17 protein-coding genes are annotated in these 15444 nt (G+C 61.6%); 10 read left to right on the top strand and 7 right to left on the bottom strand.

The genetic code is table 11. The features are described 5' to 3' along the window. The 4 genes from lptD to ACY69P_RS06075 form a co-directional block, all read left to right on the top strand. Positions 1 to 1106, top strand: a 1106-nt coding sequence (lptD, locus tag ACY69P_RS06090) for an LPS assembly protein LptD (protein ID WP_462326877.1), incomplete at its 5' end; no start/stop codon positions are given. Between the two features lie 376 nt (positions 1107 to 1482). Continuing rightward, positions 1483 to 3480 carry a DNA mismatch repair endonuclease MutL gene (gene mutL, locus ACY69P_RS06085; protein ID WP_462326876.1) on the top strand — a complete coding sequence of 666 codons (1998 nt, stop codon included), beginning with the start codon at positions 1483 to 1485 and terminating at the stop codon, positions 3478 to 3480. Positions 3481 to 3593: 113 nt separating this feature from the next. Then, positions 3594 to 3824 carry a hypothetical protein gene (locus ACY69P_RS06080; RefSeq protein WP_462326875.1) on the top strand — a complete coding sequence of 77 codons (231 nt, stop codon included), beginning with the start codon at positions 3594 to 3596 and terminating at the stop codon, positions 3822 to 3824. 36 nt (positions 3825 to 3860) lie between these two features. After that, positions 3861 to 4259 carry a hypothetical protein gene (locus tag ACY69P_RS06075; RefSeq protein WP_462326874.1) on the top strand — a complete coding sequence of 133 codons (399 nt, stop codon included), beginning with the start codon at positions 3861 to 3863 and terminating at the stop codon, positions 4257 to 4259. A gap of 101 nt (positions 4260 to 4360) precedes the next feature. On the opposite strand, the gene rfaD is transcribed toward ACY69P_RS06075, so the two are convergent. Then, a complete protein-coding gene (rfaD, locus tag ACY69P_RS06070) occupies positions 4361 to 5332 on the bottom strand; it encodes an ADP-glyceromanno-heptose 6-epimerase (RefSeq protein ID WP_462326873.1) in 972 nt (323 codons plus the stop codon). A gap of 192 nt (positions 5333 to 5524) precedes the next feature. Here rfaD and hisH point away from each other — a divergent pair, with 192 nt between their 5' ends. The 3 genes from hisH to ACY69P_RS06055 all read left to right on the top strand — a co-directional run bounded on the left by hisH (position 5525) and on the right by ACY69P_RS06055 (position 7662). Continuing rightward, positions 5525 to 6169: an imidazole glycerol phosphate synthase subunit HisH gene (gene hisH, locus ACY69P_RS06065; protein WP_459899456.1), complete on the top strand. Its 645-nt coding sequence runs from the start codon at positions 5525 to 5527 to the stop codon at positions 6167 to 6169. Next, positions 6159 to 6938 carry an imidazole glycerol phosphate synthase subunit HisF gene (gene hisF, locus ACY69P_RS06060; RefSeq protein WP_404844653.1) on the top strand — a complete coding sequence of 260 codons (780 nt, stop codon included), beginning with the start codon at positions 6159 to 6161 and terminating at the stop codon, positions 6936 to 6938. Before hisH ends, hisF begins: the two co-directional genes overlap by 11 nt. A 229-nt stretch (positions 6939 to 7167) precedes the next feature. Beyond that, a complete protein-coding gene (locus ACY69P_RS06055; protein WP_462326872.1) occupies positions 7168 to 7662 on the top strand; it encodes a NifB/NifX family molybdenum-iron cluster-binding protein in 495 nt (164 codons plus the stop codon). Positions 7663 to 7836: 174 nt separating this feature from the next. Here the strand turns inward: ACY69P_RS06055 and ACY69P_RS06050 are convergent, their stop codons facing one another. Then, complete coding sequence (locus tag ACY69P_RS06050; RefSeq protein ID WP_462326871.1) at positions 7837 to 8331, bottom strand: rubrerythrin family protein; 495 nt, start codon at positions 8329 to 8331, stop codon at positions 7837 to 7839. Positions 8332 to 8471: 140 nt separating this feature from the next. Between ACY69P_RS06050 and ACY69P_RS06045 the strand changes: the two genes are divergently transcribed. Continuing rightward, positions 8472 to 8756 (top strand): hypothetical protein, encoded by a 285-nt coding sequence (locus ACY69P_RS06045; RefSeq protein WP_462326870.1) that lies wholly within the window; start codon positions 8472 to 8474, stop codon positions 8754 to 8756. Positions 8757 to 8821: 65 nt separating this feature from the next. Here the strand turns inward: ACY69P_RS06045 and ACY69P_RS06040 are convergent, their stop codons facing one another. The 5 genes from ACY69P_RS06040 to ACY69P_RS06020 form a co-directional block, all read right to left on the bottom strand. Further along, positions 8822 to 9244, bottom strand: a complete 423-nt coding sequence (locus tag ACY69P_RS06040) for a YjdF family protein (RefSeq protein WP_462326869.1) — start codon at positions 9242 to 9244, stop codon at positions 8822 to 8824. Positions 9245 to 9618: 374 nt separating this feature from the next. Then, complete coding sequence (gene moaC / locus ACY69P_RS06035) at positions 9619 to 10098, bottom strand: cyclic pyranopterin monophosphate synthase MoaC (protein ID WP_404844648.1); 480 nt, start codon at positions 10096 to 10098, stop codon at positions 9619 to 9621. Positions 10099 to 10103: 5 nt separating this feature from the next. After that, positions 10104 to 11234: a molecular chaperone DnaJ gene (dnaJ, locus tag ACY69P_RS06030; protein WP_462326868.1), complete on the bottom strand. Its 1131-nt coding sequence runs from the start codon at positions 11232 to 11234 to the stop codon at positions 10104 to 10106. Between the two features lie 3 nt (positions 11235 to 11237). Next, complete coding sequence (rpoZ, locus tag ACY69P_RS06025) at positions 11238 to 11459, bottom strand: DNA-directed RNA polymerase subunit omega (RefSeq protein ID WP_404844646.1); 222 nt, start codon at positions 11457 to 11459, stop codon at positions 11238 to 11240. A gap of 56 nt (positions 11460 to 11515) precedes the next feature. After that, complete coding sequence (locus ACY69P_RS06020) at positions 11516 to 12799, bottom strand: hypothetical protein (RefSeq protein ID WP_462326867.1); 1284 nt, start codon at positions 12797 to 12799, stop codon at positions 11516 to 11518. Positions 12800 to 13035: 236 nt separating this feature from the next. Between ACY69P_RS06020 and ACY69P_RS06015 the strand changes: the two genes are divergently transcribed. Together ACY69P_RS06015 and ACY69P_RS06010 are read left to right on the top strand one after the other, a co-directional pair. Then, a complete protein-coding gene (locus ACY69P_RS06015; RefSeq protein ID WP_462326866.1) occupies positions 13036 to 13785 on the top strand; it encodes a tRNA lysidine(34) synthetase in 750 nt (249 codons plus the stop codon). A 73-nt stretch (positions 13786 to 13858) separates the two neighbouring features. After that, positions 13859 to 14764, top strand: coding sequence for a M23 family metallopeptidase (locus ACY69P_RS06010; RefSeq protein WP_459899441.1), 906 nt, complete (start codon positions 13859 to 13861; stop codon positions 14762 to 14764). The last annotated feature ends 680 nt before the right edge of the window (positions 14765 to 15444 follow it).

Here is a 15444-nt window from a genome sequence, read left to right as displayed (position 1 = left end):
ATCCCACCCTCCAGCGCCTGCCGGAGCTCTTCGGCTTCGTCTGGAAGGATCAGTTGCTCGAAGGGCTGCCCCTTGAGTTCATGATGGATTCGTCCTCGGGCTACTTCTGGCGCGCCAAGGGCGATTCCGGCATGCGTGTGGAAGCCGAACCGTCCCTCAGCCTGCCCTTTGAGGTTGGTCCCATCTCCGTCATCCCCACCGCCGGACTACGCGAAACCCTCTACATTGAGGATGAGTACGAAAGCGGAACCGATGCGGAAGACCTGCGCATGCGCCACCTGCCGAACTTTACCGTCAGCGCCTTCACGGAGCTGTCCCGCGTGTATGACCTTGGTTCCGACACGCTGGACGCCACCGAGGAAAACGACGGCAAAAGCGCATGGCAGCGCATCCGCCACTCCATCCAGCCACGCGTGGACTACGACTGGATGCCCTACGTCGGGCAGGAGGACAATCCCTACTACGACGACCTCGACAGGCTGGATGCCCAGAACGAAATCACCTACTCCGTGACCAACGTCCTTGACCGCAGGCGCGTGCGCATCGCCCCGTACACCGACGGCGACACCACCGCCTACAAACCGGTTGTGGATTATCTGGACTTCCTGCGTCTGCGCCTTGAGCAGAGCTACGACCGCCGCGAGGCCACCCGCGAGGACGAGCGCGACGAGTACGAGCGCCGCCCATTCTCGGATTTCCTCGCCGAAGCCCAGTTCCGCTACAACGAAAACTTCAGCTGGACCAGCCGCACCATGTTCTCGCCCTACCTTGGCGACATGACCGAGCACGAGCACTTCCTGACCTACGAAATCCCCCAGATGATGCGCGCATCCTTTGGTGTGGACTTTCAGGAAGCGCTGGACGAGTACAAGCGGCAGGACCGCGAACGCCTGCGCCAGCTGAAGTTCGGCATGGCGTGGATTATTAATCCCAACTGGACCGTGGACTTCCTGTACCGCACGGATATCGAGGCCGCGACGGATCTGGAAAAGACCCTGCGCCTTATCTACACGCACCAATGCTATGCGCTAGAACTGCTCACCACGCAGACCGACGACGAAGCACGCTTTGAAGCGCGCATCACGCTGCTGGGCCTGTCCCTGTAGCGCGCGGCGCACACCACACCATCACCGGGCGCGGGAGCTTTGCTTCCGCGCCCGTTTTGCGTGGCGCGGCCACGCGCCCAAGGGACTTCGTCCGTCCTTGCGCCCATGGGACTTCGTCCACCCACACGGCCATGGGACAGCCGCCCACAAGTTCATCATCCCAACGCCCCGCGCGGCACGCCGTCCCCGCTTTTCTTCTGCTTACTGCGCCCGCGCGCAATGCGTACGGCGCGCCAAACGTCCATGGCTGAGTGAAGCGCCGACGCGCGCCGCCCGCAATCCCCTGAAACCATGCGTCCTTTTCCCGAGATGAGAGCTTTCCACCCCATACAACACAATGGTGGAAAGCTCCTGACGTTTCTTGTACAACCGACCCATGACCGACACCGCACAGACAGCCCTTACCAAACGGCCTATTCATATTCTGTCCCCGGAACTGCAAAACCAAATCGCCGCCGGCGAGGTGGTGGAGCGCCCCGCAAGCGTGCTCAAGGAGTTGATGGAAAACAGCCTCGACGCCGGAGCAACGAGCCTGACCGTCACCATCGAGCAAGGCGGGCAGGGGCTTATAGACATTCAGGACAACGGCTGGGGCATGACGCAGGACGAGATGCACCTCGCCCTCACCCGCCACGCCACCAGCAAGGTTGCCGACATCAGCGAGCTGAACACCATCCGCAGCTTTGGCTTTCGCGGCGAGGCGCTGCCGTCCATCGCCTCGGTGTCGCGCATGCGCATCACCTCCGTCCCCCACGGCGAGGACTCCGGCTCCTTTGTGGAAGTGGACGCGGGCCGCGCGGCGGACTCCGGCCCGGCCATGCTGCGCGAAGGAACGCGCATTGAAATCCGGGACCTGTTCGCCAATGTCCCGGCGCGCCTCAAGTTCCTCAAAACCCCAGCCACGGAGACCCGCCGTTGTCAGGACGCCTTTTTCCGCCTTGCCCTCACGCGCCTTGATGTGCGCATGAAGCTGACCGTGGGCGGGCGCAAGGTCTACACCTTCAGCGCGGGGCAGGACCTTGCCAAACGCCTTGCCGCCGCGTGGCCCCCGGCCATCACCGACGGCCTGATGCCCTTTGCCCACGAGCAAAACGGCTACAGCGCCCACGGCGTCACGGGCAGTCCCCGCACGGCGCAGGCCCGCGCGGACCGCATCCTTTTTTATGTGAATAACCGCCCCGTGACGGACAAGGTGCTCCTGCGCGCGGTGCGCGAGGCCTACACAGGCCGCCTGCTCACCCGCGAATACCCACAGGCGGTGGTCTTTCTGGAAGTGCCGCCCGAGCATGTGGACGTTAACGTCCACCCGGCCAAAACCGAGGTCCGCTTCCGTGACGAGCGGGCGGTGTTCTCTGTTATCCGCCGCGCCATCATCACCGCGCTGGACGCTTCGGCTCAGCCCCACCGCACCGAAGACGTCAGTATGCCAGACCACGCAGGGAACGCCCCCGGCCCCTCTGGAACCTCCAGCGCCATGGACTCCATGGACGCACTGCCCGATTCCTTTGGCGCGGCGTCAGGCCCGTCCACTGGCGCGCCGTCCTCCTTTGGCGCCTCAGCCACTGCTAGCCCGCGTCCGGCGTCACGTCCGGGCTACGAGCCGGTATCCGGCGGCACCTCGCGCGCGGCGGACTTTGATGACACGCGCCCCGGCTTCTCCACCTACTCCGAATTCAAGCGCATGACCGAGCGCGAAAACTTCCTCGACCTTGCGCCGGACGCCTCGCGCGCGGCGGCCATGCATGAGCCTGCCGTGTCCAGCAACGCGGACCTGTACGACTCCGTTGGCGAAACGGCCCCGCCCATCTTTGCCGCGCCATCAAGCGATGGGAGTGAATACCTCGGCCAGTTGGCGGACACCTACCTCATCCTGCGCTACCGGGACGGCACCCTTGCCCTTGTGGACCAGCACGCCGCACACGAGCGCGTGCTCTACCACACCTTTGAGCAGGCAGGAGAGCGCGGCGACAGCCAGCCGCTGGCCATTGCGCTGGAACTGGCCCTGCATCCGTCCGAGGGCGCGCTTTTGGATGAAATATGGGCGGACCTGAGCCGCCTTGGCTTCTCCCTAGAGCGGCGCTCGGATACCTTGCTTGCGGTAACGGCCATCCCCGCCCTGCTCACGGCGGCGCGGGCCAAGGACTACCTGCGCGCCGCACTCAGCGAACAGGCCAAGGGCATCACGGACCTGTGGGCCATGCTGTCGTGCAAAGCGGCGGTCAAGGCCAACCAAACCCTTGCCCGCGACGAAGCCCTTGCCCTGCTGGAAGCGTGGCGCGCCACCCCCGGCAAAGACTACTGCCCCCATGGCCGCCCCGTGCAGGTACAATGGGGCCTCAGCGACCTGGAGCGGCTGTTTAAACGTAAAGTGTAAGCGGGCGGACAGTTTCCTTCTTCGATTTTCCTTGCCTAAAGGAAAAAGCGGTGGTTAGGTAATCCTTTACACCACAGGATGCCTGTCATTGCGATGTGACCGGAGGAGACGATATGGAACTACGAATCGATATCGCGGGATACAAGAATAACGTGATTATCACGTCCATCCCGAAGCGCTTTGTCCACAAGATTTACAAGCACTGTCTCGGCAAGAACAACACGCCCTACTTCGCCAACAACTGTTTTAAGGGCATTCTCTACTTTGACGAGGAGCTTGCAGGAAAATTCGCGGAGGCTGTGGGCTTTTCGTGGTCCGGCTGGTGGAATGCCCACCGCCTGTAGCACCGCGCCGCCTACTGTTTTGAAAACAGCCTCAAAATGACGGCCTGCATCGACGGCGTGCCAGAAGTTGAGCTGTACCCCGACAATGTCGCGGCCACGCCCTCGCCGGTGCACCTCAGCCCCTTCCTGACCCAAATTGCCAAGGACGAGGTGCTTATTCTGCTCGGCTCCGTGGACAAGGGCACACAGACCTTCACCCTGCCAGCCCTCGAAGGCGACTTCCGTTCGGCCCTGCTGAACGTCAGCGTGGATACCTTCACGGATTTCGGCTTTGACGAGCCGCTCATCACCAGCGTCACCTACGACGGTCAGGAGCTGACGCCTGTGGACGGTCCCAGCAAGGGCCGCCGAATGCTGGAACCACGCCTGTTCTCCAAGCTGGGGCACGAGCTGGACGCCGCGGACTTTCCGCCCGTGGAACTCCCCGGCCTGTAGCCGCAGACCACACAGCACACAAAACGCCGGATGCGCACTGCGCACCCGGCGTTTCCTTTTGTTTAACGAGGCAGGCGAACCAGCCCGCGGGGTCTTCGCGGCTACAAGTACGGATCGCCCGTTGCGAGGTAGTTCCCCACGTAGTCGGCAACCGCATCCTCAAGGCGTGCAAAGTCCACCGGGCACCCGGCCGCGCGCAGGCGGTCCATGCTGGCCTCAGTAAAGTACTGATACTTGCCGCGCAGGGTCTCGGGCATGTCGATGTACTGGATATCCTCCGGCACATCCATGGCGTGAAACACCGCGCGGGCGAGGTCGTTCCACGTTCTGGCGGAGCCGGTGCCAAGGTTGTAGATGCCGTTCACCTGCGGATTATTGAGCAGCCACCACATCACGTCCACGCAGTCCTTCACGTAGATAAAGTCGCGCTTTTGGCCGCCGTCGGGGTAGTCGTCACGCTCCGAGGCAAAAAGGCGCATGGCCCCGGTGTCGCCAATCTGCGAGAAAGCCTTGCACACCACGGACTTCATATCGCCCTTGTGGTACTCGTTGGGCCCGAACACGTTGAAGAATTTCAGGCTGACCAGCTTGTCCGCCGCGCCCGTACGCAGGGACCACAGGTCAAACAGCTGCTTGGAGTAGCCGTACATGTTCAGCGGCTTCAGCGCAGGGATGCCCGCCGGGTCGTCATCAAAGCCCAGCGCGCCGTCGCCGTAGGTTGCAGCGGAGGAGGCATTGATGAAGCGCACGTCGTGCTCAAGGCAAAAGTGCGCCAGCGTCATCGTATACCGGTAATTATTTTCCATCAGGTAATTGGCGTCGCGCTCCGTGGTGGAGGAGCACGCGCCCATGTGGATGATGGCGTCCACGTCAAAGGGCAGGTCCTCGTGCAGAATCATCTCAAGGAACATATCCTTGTGCACGAAGTCCATATACGTCCGGTTCACGAGGTTGCGCCATTTGTCCCCGGTGCCAAGGTCATCCACCACCACAATGTCATGAATGCCCATCTCGTTGAGCTTCCACACAAAGGCGCTGCCGATGAAGCCCGCGCCGCCGGTCACTATATACATACCATCTCCGTTGGTTGTGGTTTGTGCTACGCAAACCAGCTTTGTATACTCCCGCCCCATATGAGGGCAACCCCCACGCGCGCGGATGCGCTCCACCAGCACGCGGCGGCGCAAAACGGCGCGCGGCAAATCCCGCACTTGTATTGCAGCCGCATATTGTCTAATTTGCTGAGTTCTACGAAGGAGAAAGACATGCTCGCAATACTCGACTACAAGGCCGGAAACCAAACTTCCGTCCGCCGCGCCCTCGACCATCTGGGCATAGAATGCACCATCACGGACAATGCGGACGTTCTGCGCAGTGCAGACGGCGTCATCTTTCCCGGTGTGGGGGCGGCAGGTCAGGCCATGAATGAACTGACCTCCACCGGTCTGGACTCCGTTCTCTCCTCGCTTATCGACAGCGGCAAGCCCCTCCTTGGCATCTGCGTGGGCTGCCAAATTATGCTCGACTCGTCGGAGGAGAACAACACCACCACCCTCGGCATCATCCCCGGCATCTGCCGCCGCTTTGACGGCGACATGACCGAAGAGGACGGCACCCCCGTGCGCATCCCGCATATGGGCTGGAACGCCGTCACGCCGAAGAATCCCGACGAGCGCCTGTTCCGGGGCATTGAGCCGGGTGCGGAGTTCTACTACGTGCACAGCTACTACCCGGACGCGGACGCACAGTATGTTCTGGCCACCACCACCTACGGGCACGAATTCTGCGCCATGCACGGGCGCGAAGGCCTGTGGGCCGTGCAGTTCCATCCCGAAAAGAGCGGCAGGCCCGGCCTCGCCCTGCTCAAGAATTTCCACGACTACTGCCTGGAGGTCAAAAATGCTGAGTAAGCGCATCATCCCGTGCCTTGATGTCCGCGACGGCAGGCTGACCAAGGGCATCAAGTTCAAGGACAACATCGACATCGGCGACCCGGTGGACACCGCGCGCACCTACTATGAGGAAGGCGCGGACGAGCTGGTCTTCTACGACATCACGGCCTCGCACGAGCGCCGCGGCATTATGCTCAAGGTTGTGGAAGCCGTGGCGCAGGAAATCTTCATCCCCTTCTCCGTTGGCGGCGGCATCTCCACCGTCAGCGATATGCGCGACGTGCTCCTCGCCGGTGCGGAGAAGATTTCCGTCAACTCCGCCGCCGTAAAGAACCCGGACATCATCTCCGAAGGCGCGGCGGCCTTTGGCTCGCAGTGCATCGTGGTGGGCATGGACGTCCTGCGCGTTCCCGTGTCCGAGGCGATTCCCTCTGGCTATGAAATCGTCATCCACGGTGGCCGCAAGCACATGGGCATGGACGCCATCGCATGGGCGAAGCGCGCCGAAGCCCTTGGCGCAGGCGAACTCTGCGTCAACTCCATCGACGCGGACGGCACCAAGGACGGCTATGAGCTGAACCTGACCCGCACCATCGCCGACGCCGTGCACATCCCGGTCATCGCCTCCGGCGGTGCTGGCACGCCCGAACATATGGCCGACGCCATCACCGAAGGCCACGCCTCCGCGGCGCTCATCGCCTCCATTGTCCACTACGGCGAATACTCCATCCGCCAGTGCAAGGACGTGATGCAGCAGCGCGGCGTCAAAGTCCGAAGCGTCTGGTAAACGCCCACCCTGCCCCTTTCCGGCACGTCCAGCCCCCGTGCACCCGCGCGGGGGCTTTTTCGTCTGGGCGCATATTGCGCCCTCCCCCGCACAAGAACAGGCGAAACCTGCGCCTTTTTAAAACCGGACAAAATCACAACCACCTGTCTTTCTTGACTTTCCACATCCGGCACAGCCTTTGCTCACTTCAAAGCAACAGAGCAACACATAAAACAGGAGGTCTTTCCTCATGAAGTATGCAATCAGCAGTACCGGCCCGGAACTCACCAGCGCACTGGACCCGCGCTTTGGCCGCGCCCCGGTCTTTCTCATCCACGACACGGAAACCGGCCAGACCGCAGCCATTGACAACACCGCCGCCACACAGCCGCAGGGCGCAGGCATTCAGGCCGCGCAGACCGTTGTGGACGCTGGCGTACAGGCCGTTATCACCGGCCGCGTTGGCCCCAAGGCCGAAGCCGCGCTGACGCAGGCGGGCCTGCGCATCATCACGGTGAACGCCGCCACATGCAGCGACGCCCTCGCACAGGCCGAATCCGGCCAGACCGCACCCAGCACGCCCCAGCCCGGACAGGGCCGCGGTCAAGGCATGGGCCAAGGCGTAGGACGCGGCGCAGGTTGCGGCATGGGCCGGGGCATGGGCGGCGGCCGAGGTGGCCGTGGCGGTTGTGGCCGCGGCATGGGCGGTGGCGGCGGACGCGGCATGGGCGGCGGCAGACGCTAACCCACAGCCCGCGAATCCACTGGCCCCGTGCCATAAAAAAAGACCGCCCACGGCGAGGCCGGGGACGGTCTATCGTATCATGCGCGCCGCAGCCGCCCGGCAGGGCAGCCCGGCGCGCACAGGCGCGGCCGGTGTCAATGCCACAAGCCGCGCCGTCTTGGCTTTTTCGCGCCGTTAGTCCACGAGGAAATAGGCCTCGGGCTTGGCATTGCAGACAGGACACTTCTCCGTGGGCTTGCCTTCGTGCACGTGGCCGCACACGCTACAGACGTAGTATTCCGTGGCGGGCAGACCTTCGGGGTCATTCAGCGCCTTTTCGTACAGGCAGGCGTGCACTTCCTCAACGGCGTTGGCAAAGCCAAAGTATCGCTCTACCGCGCGCTCGCCCTCGGCCTTGGCGTCCTCAATCATGGCCGGGTACATTTCCTTGAATTCATGCGTCTCGCCAGCGATGGCGGTCATCAGGTTCTCCTTGGTGGAACCGACGCCCTTGAGCAGACGCAGGTGCGCATGCGCGTGCACCGTCTCCGCAGCGGCGGCTGCGCGGAACAACTTGGCAACCTGCGCCAGCCCTTCCTTATCGGCCTTCTCGGCAAAGGCAAGGTACTTGCGGTTGGCCTGAGACTCACCGGCAAACGCCGCTTCCAAATTCGCTGTGGTCTTACTCATTTCACGTCTCCTTACGAGAGCTTTTTTGGGGATGGCAAACCGCTTGTGGTTTGCCGTTTTTCCTCAATCTGATGTAGCCTATTCGGTGATACATCAAAATTCATCCGTTGTCCGTCCACGCCCCGCACCAAGGAGGAGCCATGGACTGGTACCGCATAACGCTCAGCATGCAGGATGTCGCGGCCGGAGAAACCGCCCGGCTTCAGGACAAGTTCATCCACGCCGTGAATCAAAACACGGCAGCGGCCGATATGCAAATGAATGCCCTCAACGAGGACGACCGCCCGTACAGCGTCTTTTACTTTTCGCCCGGCTGCGGGGAAATTATCCTCAAGCAATTCCTCGACTACCAGCCCGCCGCCTGCGGACAGCCAAACATTGACGACCTGATGCTCCTTGTCGGGCAGGGGCGCGCGGCGACGTAATACGCTGCGATGACACATCCACCGGCGACTGCGCGCCATTTCGTCATGCGCCCCGTACTGCGGCGCTAATGCCCCCGGCGCTTTTGCCGCCGCTTCTCCTGCCGCTCGGCAAAACGACGCTCGCGCAGGGCGTCGCGACGTTCCCGCGCTGCTTTCCTGCGCATCTGTTTGTCTTCCAGATACTGCTCCTTGGCGGCATCACGCGCCTTGCTCACGCCGTGGGCGGCCTTGCGCTCGCGCGCTATCTCGCGGTGCTGGCGCTTTGGGTTTGCCGCCCGGCGCGTCCGCTCCTGCGCCGCAAATGGGCGCGAAAAAGCCAGCCGCTGGTACTGCGAACCAGTGGCAAAGGCGGCTATCTCCGGCCCGGTCGGCTCCGCGCCAAACACACGGCGCGCCACGCGGAAGGTGTCCTGATGCCGTATCTCCGCGTACCCGACCCAAAAGCCGTCTTCAAAAACAATGCAAAAGCTCGTGCGGTAGAACTCCATGCGGTTACCCCTTTGAATGGAATGCACATCCGGAAACGGACAACCCAAGGGGGGAAGGTTACTGACACGCAGGACACGTGCGCCCGGACTACCAACCGGACCGTGTTTTCTTTCCGGACAACGTCAACGTCAAAGCGAGCCACGGCGGCGCGCTTCTCTTGCAGGGGGGCCACTGCCGGGGCTTTGCAGCGTTTCACAGCGCTCAAGCCATCGCGGCGCGGCGGCTTTGCGCTGTGTTCGCGCTTGCATGCCCTCGTTGGTGAACACCCTGTTTTGGCAACAACCTGCCCACCATACGAAACCATTGCGCAAAACAAAAGGGGCCGCGCGGCTTTGCCGCACGGCCCCTTGATGGCTCTTGTCTTTACGCCGTCCTAGCGGACGTCGTAGGTTCCGCTCTTGCCCCCGCTTTTGTACAGCAGGCGGCAATCGGAAAGAATGATGTCTTTCTGCACGGCCTTGCACATGTCGTACACGGTCAGCGCGGCCACCTGCGCGGCGGTCAGCGCTTCCATCTCGACACCGGTCTGGCCGGCAGTACGGGCTTCGGCCTCAATGACGATGGTCGAGGACTCCTCCAGCGCCGTAAACCGCACATCCACGTAGGACAGCGGCAGCGGATGGCACATGGGAATCAGCTCGGCCGTCTTCTTGGCGGCGAAAATGCCCGCAATTTTTGCGGTGGTGAGGGCGTCGCCCTTGGGCAAGGCGTCCTCGGACAGCAGGGCAAAGGTCTCGGGCGACAGAATGACCCGCGTCTCGGCAATGGCCGTCCGCTGGGTTTCCGCCTTGTGGCCCACGTCAACCATGCATGCGTTGCCATCCTGATCAATGTGCGAAAGCTTGCCCGACATATGCCCTACTCTCCCATGGCCTTGCCAACGGCCTTCTTGAAGAACTGTTTGGCCCGGTTCAGCGGCTTGCCCTGCTTTTCCTCCTCAAGGCGAGCGAACTCGCGCAGCAGTTCTTCCTGCTCCTTGGTGAGGTCCTGCGGGGTTTTCACGTTCACCTCAACCAGCAGGTCGCCCTGCGGCTGACGGCCAATATGCGGCAGACCAAGGTCGCGCAGGCGCAGCACCTTGCCGCTCTGCGTTCCGGCGGGAATATGCAGGGTGGTCGGATCGTCGAGGGTGGGGACCTCCACAGTCTCGCCAAGGGCGGCCTGTGTGAAGTCGATTTCCAAGCGGTAGATCAGGTTCTGCCCCTGACGCTCGAAAACCTCGTCCTCCTCCACGTAGATGACCACGTACAAGTCGCCGTGGGGACCACCGTATTCACCGGGTTCGCCCTCGCCGCGCAGGCGCAGGCGGGAACCGCTGTCCACACCGGCGGGAATGCGCACGGAAAGCTCGCGGGTCTCAGGCACTGTGCCATCGCCCTTACAGCGCGGACACAAGGACCGGATGACCTGGCCACGGCCATGGCACACCGGACACGGCACGGACACACGGAAGAAACCCTGCGACTGGACAACCTGTCCGCTACCGCCACACTGCTGGCACGTTTCCGGGCTGGTGCCCGGTTCCGCGCCGGTGCCATTACACTCGGGGCAATGCACCTGCTTGGGGATGGTCAGGGTGACTTCGTCGCCCTTGGCCGCCTGACGGAAGGAAATGGTCAGATTGTAGCGCAGGTCCGCACCAGCGGTTGGGCGCGGACCACGTCCGCCGCCGCCACCGCCAAAGCCGAACAAATCGCCGAAGATGTCGCTAAACGACGAGAAGATGTCTTCGGAATTGGAGAAGCCGCCGCCAAAGCCGGAACCGTTCATGCCAGCATGGCCAAAGCGGTCGTAGGTGGCGCGCTTGTCGGCGTCCTTCAAGACCTCATAGGCTTCTGCGGCTTCTTTGAACTTGGTTTCCGCCTCGGCGTCGTCGGGATTGCGGTCCGGGTGGTACTGAAAGGCCAGCTTTCGGTAGGCCTTTTTGATCTCGTCCTCGCCGGCGTCGCGTGAGACGCCAAGCACCTCATAATAATCTCTTTGGGACATGGCTTACTTACTGGCAGCCTTAACGCCGACGTCTGAGAGGTCTTCCTCGGCGAGAACCTTGCCGGAGGCAATTTCACGCAGAGCAGTAACGACTTCCTTATTCTTGCACTCCAAAAGCGGATCGTAGCCCTCGCGGAACTGTTTCACGCGCTTGATGGCCATCTGTACAATCATGAAACGATTGTTGACCTGCTCCAGGCAGTCTTCGACGGTGATGCGTGCCATGTATGTCTCCTTGTTATGGCCTTGCGTCCACTTCGCAAGGCACGGGATAAACTGGTTCAGGCACCACTTCCGGCCTGCGTCAAGGCCGGAAGAAGCCCCTCCAAGTCAATCAGCATTCTGCCGTCCACGGGATAGCACTGGCTACCGGAAGACGGACGAACCCAGCACTGGCCCACAGGGAGTGCCGGGTCGCGGAAAAAGGCAATGTTCAGCTGAGCGCTGCCGGTTGTGGTGAGTGCCACATCCAGCGCCCTCGTCGCGGTGTCCGGCAACTGGGCGGGGCCAAGCTCATATTGCAGTGAAGTAAGACGCCAGAGCAGCATGTCAATACCTGCATGCTCTCTGTCGCCCATCTCGTTGACCCATCCGTCATCCCCACGCATAACGCCGTATTCCCGGCCCTCCTGCGTCAGGGAGACCTTGCTCACCGTACCGGGCAAAAACCCAAAAAGGCGGCGGTCAACAAGAGAAAAAGCATTTAAGTCTAATTTATGCAGGCCCGCTTGGTCAAGGAGGAAGGATGCGGGCTGTCTGGACGAGCGCGCAAGCAGGCGTCCGCCATTCATAATGTAGATGCCAAGGTCATGCTCCGCGCCGCGCCCCTGCAAATGGATGCGCAGGTCCGGCTGGGCATCGGCGGGGACCGTCGCCTCACGCGCAACATCGGCGGTCAGCGAGGAAAGGCGGTGCAGGAACAGCTCCAAAGCACTCTCCTGAATACCGTCCCCGGCAAAGCGCTGTGGCCGGACAAAGACGTAGCTGTCGTCTGTGCGGCGGGCTTCCCATTCGTCCCCGGCAAGGGGGCTGACCACCACCCGCTCAATGGAATCCACGTCAAACACCAACAGGCGATCATCATGGAACCACGACGCCGGGCGCAAAAACGCATCCTCAGTCCACTGCGGAAAGGCGTAGGCGTCCGAGCCATGCTCAAGGAACAGCCCCGCCGGCGTGGTGACCACATGGGCCGCGTGCGCGTCGTTGACGGAGAGAACCGCCACCGTCTCCGCCTTGTCATAAGGCAAAGCATTCGCGCTCAAGCGCTCCTTCGGGCAGGAGCCAAAAAGCATATCGGTAAACGCCGCAACACGGCGCTCATCTGCAAGCAGAGACGTCTGAAGCTCGGGGGAACGCACCCACCATGTGCCGTGCTCGCGCACAAGCGTATACCCGCCAGCGCGGCTGTGCAGGGCGATACCCGTCACATCCTTACGCTGGACAGAAGGCCACGGATGGTCCTGATCCTCAGCCCGGAAGCCGACACCCGGCCCCACAAGGAGCACGGCCATTGCCACCAAACCGGCAAAGAGCAGCAGCACCCATTTGTGCGCGCGTTTCACTCAACTCCCCCTCTTGCCGGATGCGGCGTTGAACTCTCCCCGCAGCCACTCCGGCAAAATCGGTCTTATTATGCCGCCACGTGGCAACTGTCAAGACAAATACACAAGCCTCTTCACGCAGTTTCCCATTGCGCCCCGGCCCGCCTTGTTTTATCCATTCCCAACCGAACTGGTCCGAAACCAACCCCGGCGGGCGTACGCGTCTGCCCGGAAACCTTATAAGGATATACAAGCATATGGCACGATGGGGCAAACTCACATACGCCCAAAAGCAATGTCTGGGCGCAACGGGCAAGCTGATGCAGCAGACCGAGATGATTCAGCCCGGCTCGCGCATTGGCGTCGCGGTCTCCGGCGGCGTGGACAGCTGGGTGCTGATGAAGATTCTCACCATGCGCCAGCGCATCGTCCCCTTTTCCTTTGAACTCATGGCGCTGCACGTCAATCCCGGCTTCGACGCCACGAACCACGCTCCCCTCGTGGATTGGCTGCGCGAAAGCGGCGTCAGCGGGCATATTGAGGTCACCGACCACGGCCCCCGCGCCCACTCGGAAGAAAACAAAAAGCGCTCCGCCTGCTTCTACTGCGCTATGCTTCGCCGCAAGCGCCTCTTCGAGCTGTGCCGCGACTACAACCTGACGCACCTCGCCTTCGGCCACACCGCAGACGACCTCGCCGCCACATTTTTCATGAATATTTTCAAAACAGGCAACGTCTACGGCCTGTCCATGGCGGAAGATTTTTTTGGCGGCCAGCTCAAAGTCATCCGTCCGCTTCTCTATATCGAAAAAAAGATCATCAAGAAAGCCGCGCGCGACTTCGGGCTTCCAGTATGGCAGAATCCTTGCCCTTCCGCCGGCAGCACCGAACGCAGCCGCACGCAGGACTGGATCGAAAAAACCTGCGGACACGACCCGAAAATGAAGCGAAATGTTTTGAAGGCATTGCAGCGTTGGCAGCTTGACTTGACGCTGAAAAACCAATAGTTTTTAATTGATTACCTACGTATACCGGATTTAACCCAACATCACGAAATAACAGGATTCTTCCAGAAGCCATATGCTTTTTCGGAAATATCAAATCGTCGTGTTCAAGGAAGACGAGGGCATCTCAAGCAAATTCCGCCTGCGCGGATGGATAGGGATGGCCCTTGCTGGTCTTGTTATCGCGCTTATCGCGTCCAATGTTTTTTTCTGGAATACCTTCGTCAACTACAAGACGGCGGACCGGAATCTGGACGACGCGCAAAAGACCGTTCAGGAGCAGAAAACCCAGCTCCTCGCCCTTGCGACAAAAATCAAAACGCTGGAAAAGGACCTGCTGCGCATCCGCGACTTCGACTCCAAGCTCCGCGTTATGATTAATCTGGACCAAGACCGCCGCATCAGCGATTCGCCCATCGGTGGGCCGGAATCCACGGATTTCGCCGACAGCTACCTGCCCATGCACCGGCAGGAACTCCTCGCCCGTAAGATGCACAACTTCCTGCATCAGCTCAATACCGAAGCCCGCCTCGAAGAGGTGCGCCAGCAGGAACTGATGCACGTTATCCGCAGCAATCAGGACCTCTGGGCCGCAACCCCCAGCATCTGGCCCGTCCAAGGCTGGGTGTCCTCGCCCTTTGGCGCGCGTACCTCGCCCTTTACCGGCAAACGCGAGTTCCACAAAGGCCTCGACATCTCCGCGCCCAACGGCACGCCCATCTACGCCCCGGCCAAAGGAAACGTCATTTTCACCGGACGCGACGGCGGCTATGGCCTCAGTATGATGATCGACCACGGCTCCGGCATCAAGACCCGCTACGCACACCTGCACTCCATCGCCATCAAGCGCGGACAAAAGGTCACACGCGGAGAACTCATCGCCTACGTCGGCAACACCGGCCGAAGCACCGGCCCACATCTCCACTACGAGGTTCGCCTCAACGGCGTACCCGTCAACCCCATGCGCTACGTGCTCAACTAAGCACCCCGCGCAACACAAAGCACACCCAAACCGCCCTGCAGCACCACGCCGCAGGGCGGTTTTTTCATTGGCAAGTTTGTGTTTGTAAGGACTAAGGGTAGAGGGCGGAGGTTCGAGACAGAGGGAGGGTGGCAGTGCGCCGCGGTGTGGTGCCCCACGGTTGCCACAGGCAAGGCCGGGTCGTAGCGCCGCATGCGGGACGGATGCTCCGCAGGTTTAAGGGCCTTGCCCTTAAAAATCCCAACATGAGGAAACGGGGTATTTATCGCTTCGTTCGCGCCGCGCCCCTGCCTACGGCCCTGCGCCCTTTGCTCCCCACCCTCGCCTCTCCTTGCGCCGCCCATCGCGCTGTCCCCCCACTCCCCCCCCAAAAAAAATAATTCTTCCCCTCTCCCAGCCAACGCTCCAACCCCACGCCACGATAGAGCCCGCCCTTTCCACAGAACACCGGTGCGTATGAACAGGATTTTTAAGGATGAAATCCTTAAACCACCGGAGGTCAAAGAGCACGGCGCAACCACCAACACCAAGCCAACCCGCCCCCCGCAACGCCACAAGGTTGCCTCAGGCAAGGCCGGGTTGCAGCGCCGCGTGCGGGACGGGTGCTCCGCAGGTTTAAGGGCCTCGCCCTTGTATATTGACCCTCAAGCCAAAGGCGGAGAAAAAAGAAAGCCGCCTCC

Source organism: Desulfobaculum sp. (assembly GCF_054921475.1).
Note: the sequence above shows the minus strand (reverse complement) of the source record. Positions and strands in the feature narration are given on the sequence as shown.

Bases quoted from the DNA above. Each gene is read 5' to 3' on its own strand.
- mutL (WP_462326876.1), top strand. From the start codon at position 1,483: ATGACCGACACCGCACAGACAGCCCTTACCAAACGGCCTATTCATATT.
- ACY69P_RS06080 (WP_462326875.1), top strand. From the start codon at position 3,594: ATGGAACTACGAATCGATATCGCGGGATACAAGAATAACGTGATTATC.
- ACY69P_RS06075 (WP_462326874.1), top strand. From the start codon at position 3,861: ATGACGGCCTGCATCGACGGCGTGCCAGAAGTTGAGCTGTACCCCGAC.
- rfaD (WP_462326873.1), bottom strand. From the start codon at position 5,332: ATGTATATAGTGACCGGCGGCGCGGGCTTCATCGGCAGCGCCTTTGTG.
- hisH (WP_459899456.1), top strand. From the start codon at position 5,525: ATGCTCGCAATACTCGACTACAAGGCCGGAAACCAAACTTCCGTCCGC.
- hisF (WP_404844653.1), top strand. From the start codon at position 6,159: ATGCTGAGTAAGCGCATCATCCCGTGCCTTGATGTCCGCGACGGCAGG.
- ACY69P_RS06055 (WP_462326872.1), top strand. From the start codon at position 7,168: ATGAAGTATGCAATCAGCAGTACCGGCCCGGAACTCACCAGCGCACTG.
- ACY69P_RS06050 (WP_462326871.1), bottom strand. From the start codon at position 8,331: ATGAGTAAGACCACAGCGAATTTGGAAGCGGCGTTTGCCGGTGAGTCT.
- ACY69P_RS06045 (WP_462326870.1), top strand. From the start codon at position 8,472: ATGGACTGGTACCGCATAACGCTCAGCATGCAGGATGTCGCGGCCGGA.
- ACY69P_RS06040 (WP_462326869.1), bottom strand. From the start codon at position 9,244: ATGGAGTTCTACCGCACGAGCTTTTGCATTGTTTTTGAAGACGGCTTT.
- moaC (WP_404844648.1), bottom strand. From the start codon at position 10,098: ATGTCGGGCAAGCTTTCGCACATTGATCAGGATGGCAACGCATGCATG.
- dnaJ (WP_462326868.1), bottom strand. From the start codon at position 11,234: ATGTCCCAAAGAGATTATTATGAGGTGCTTGGCGTCTCACGCGACGCC.
- rpoZ (WP_404844646.1), bottom strand. From the start codon at position 11,459: ATGGCACGCATCACCGTCGAAGACTGCCTGGAGCAGGTCAACAATCGT.
- ACY69P_RS06015 (WP_462326866.1), top strand. From the start codon at position 13,036: ATGGCACGATGGGGCAAACTCACATACGCCCAAAAGCAATGTCTGGGC.
- ACY69P_RS06010 (WP_459899441.1), top strand. From the start codon at position 13,859: ATGCTTTTTCGGAAATATCAAATCGTCGTGTTCAAGGAAGACGAGGGC.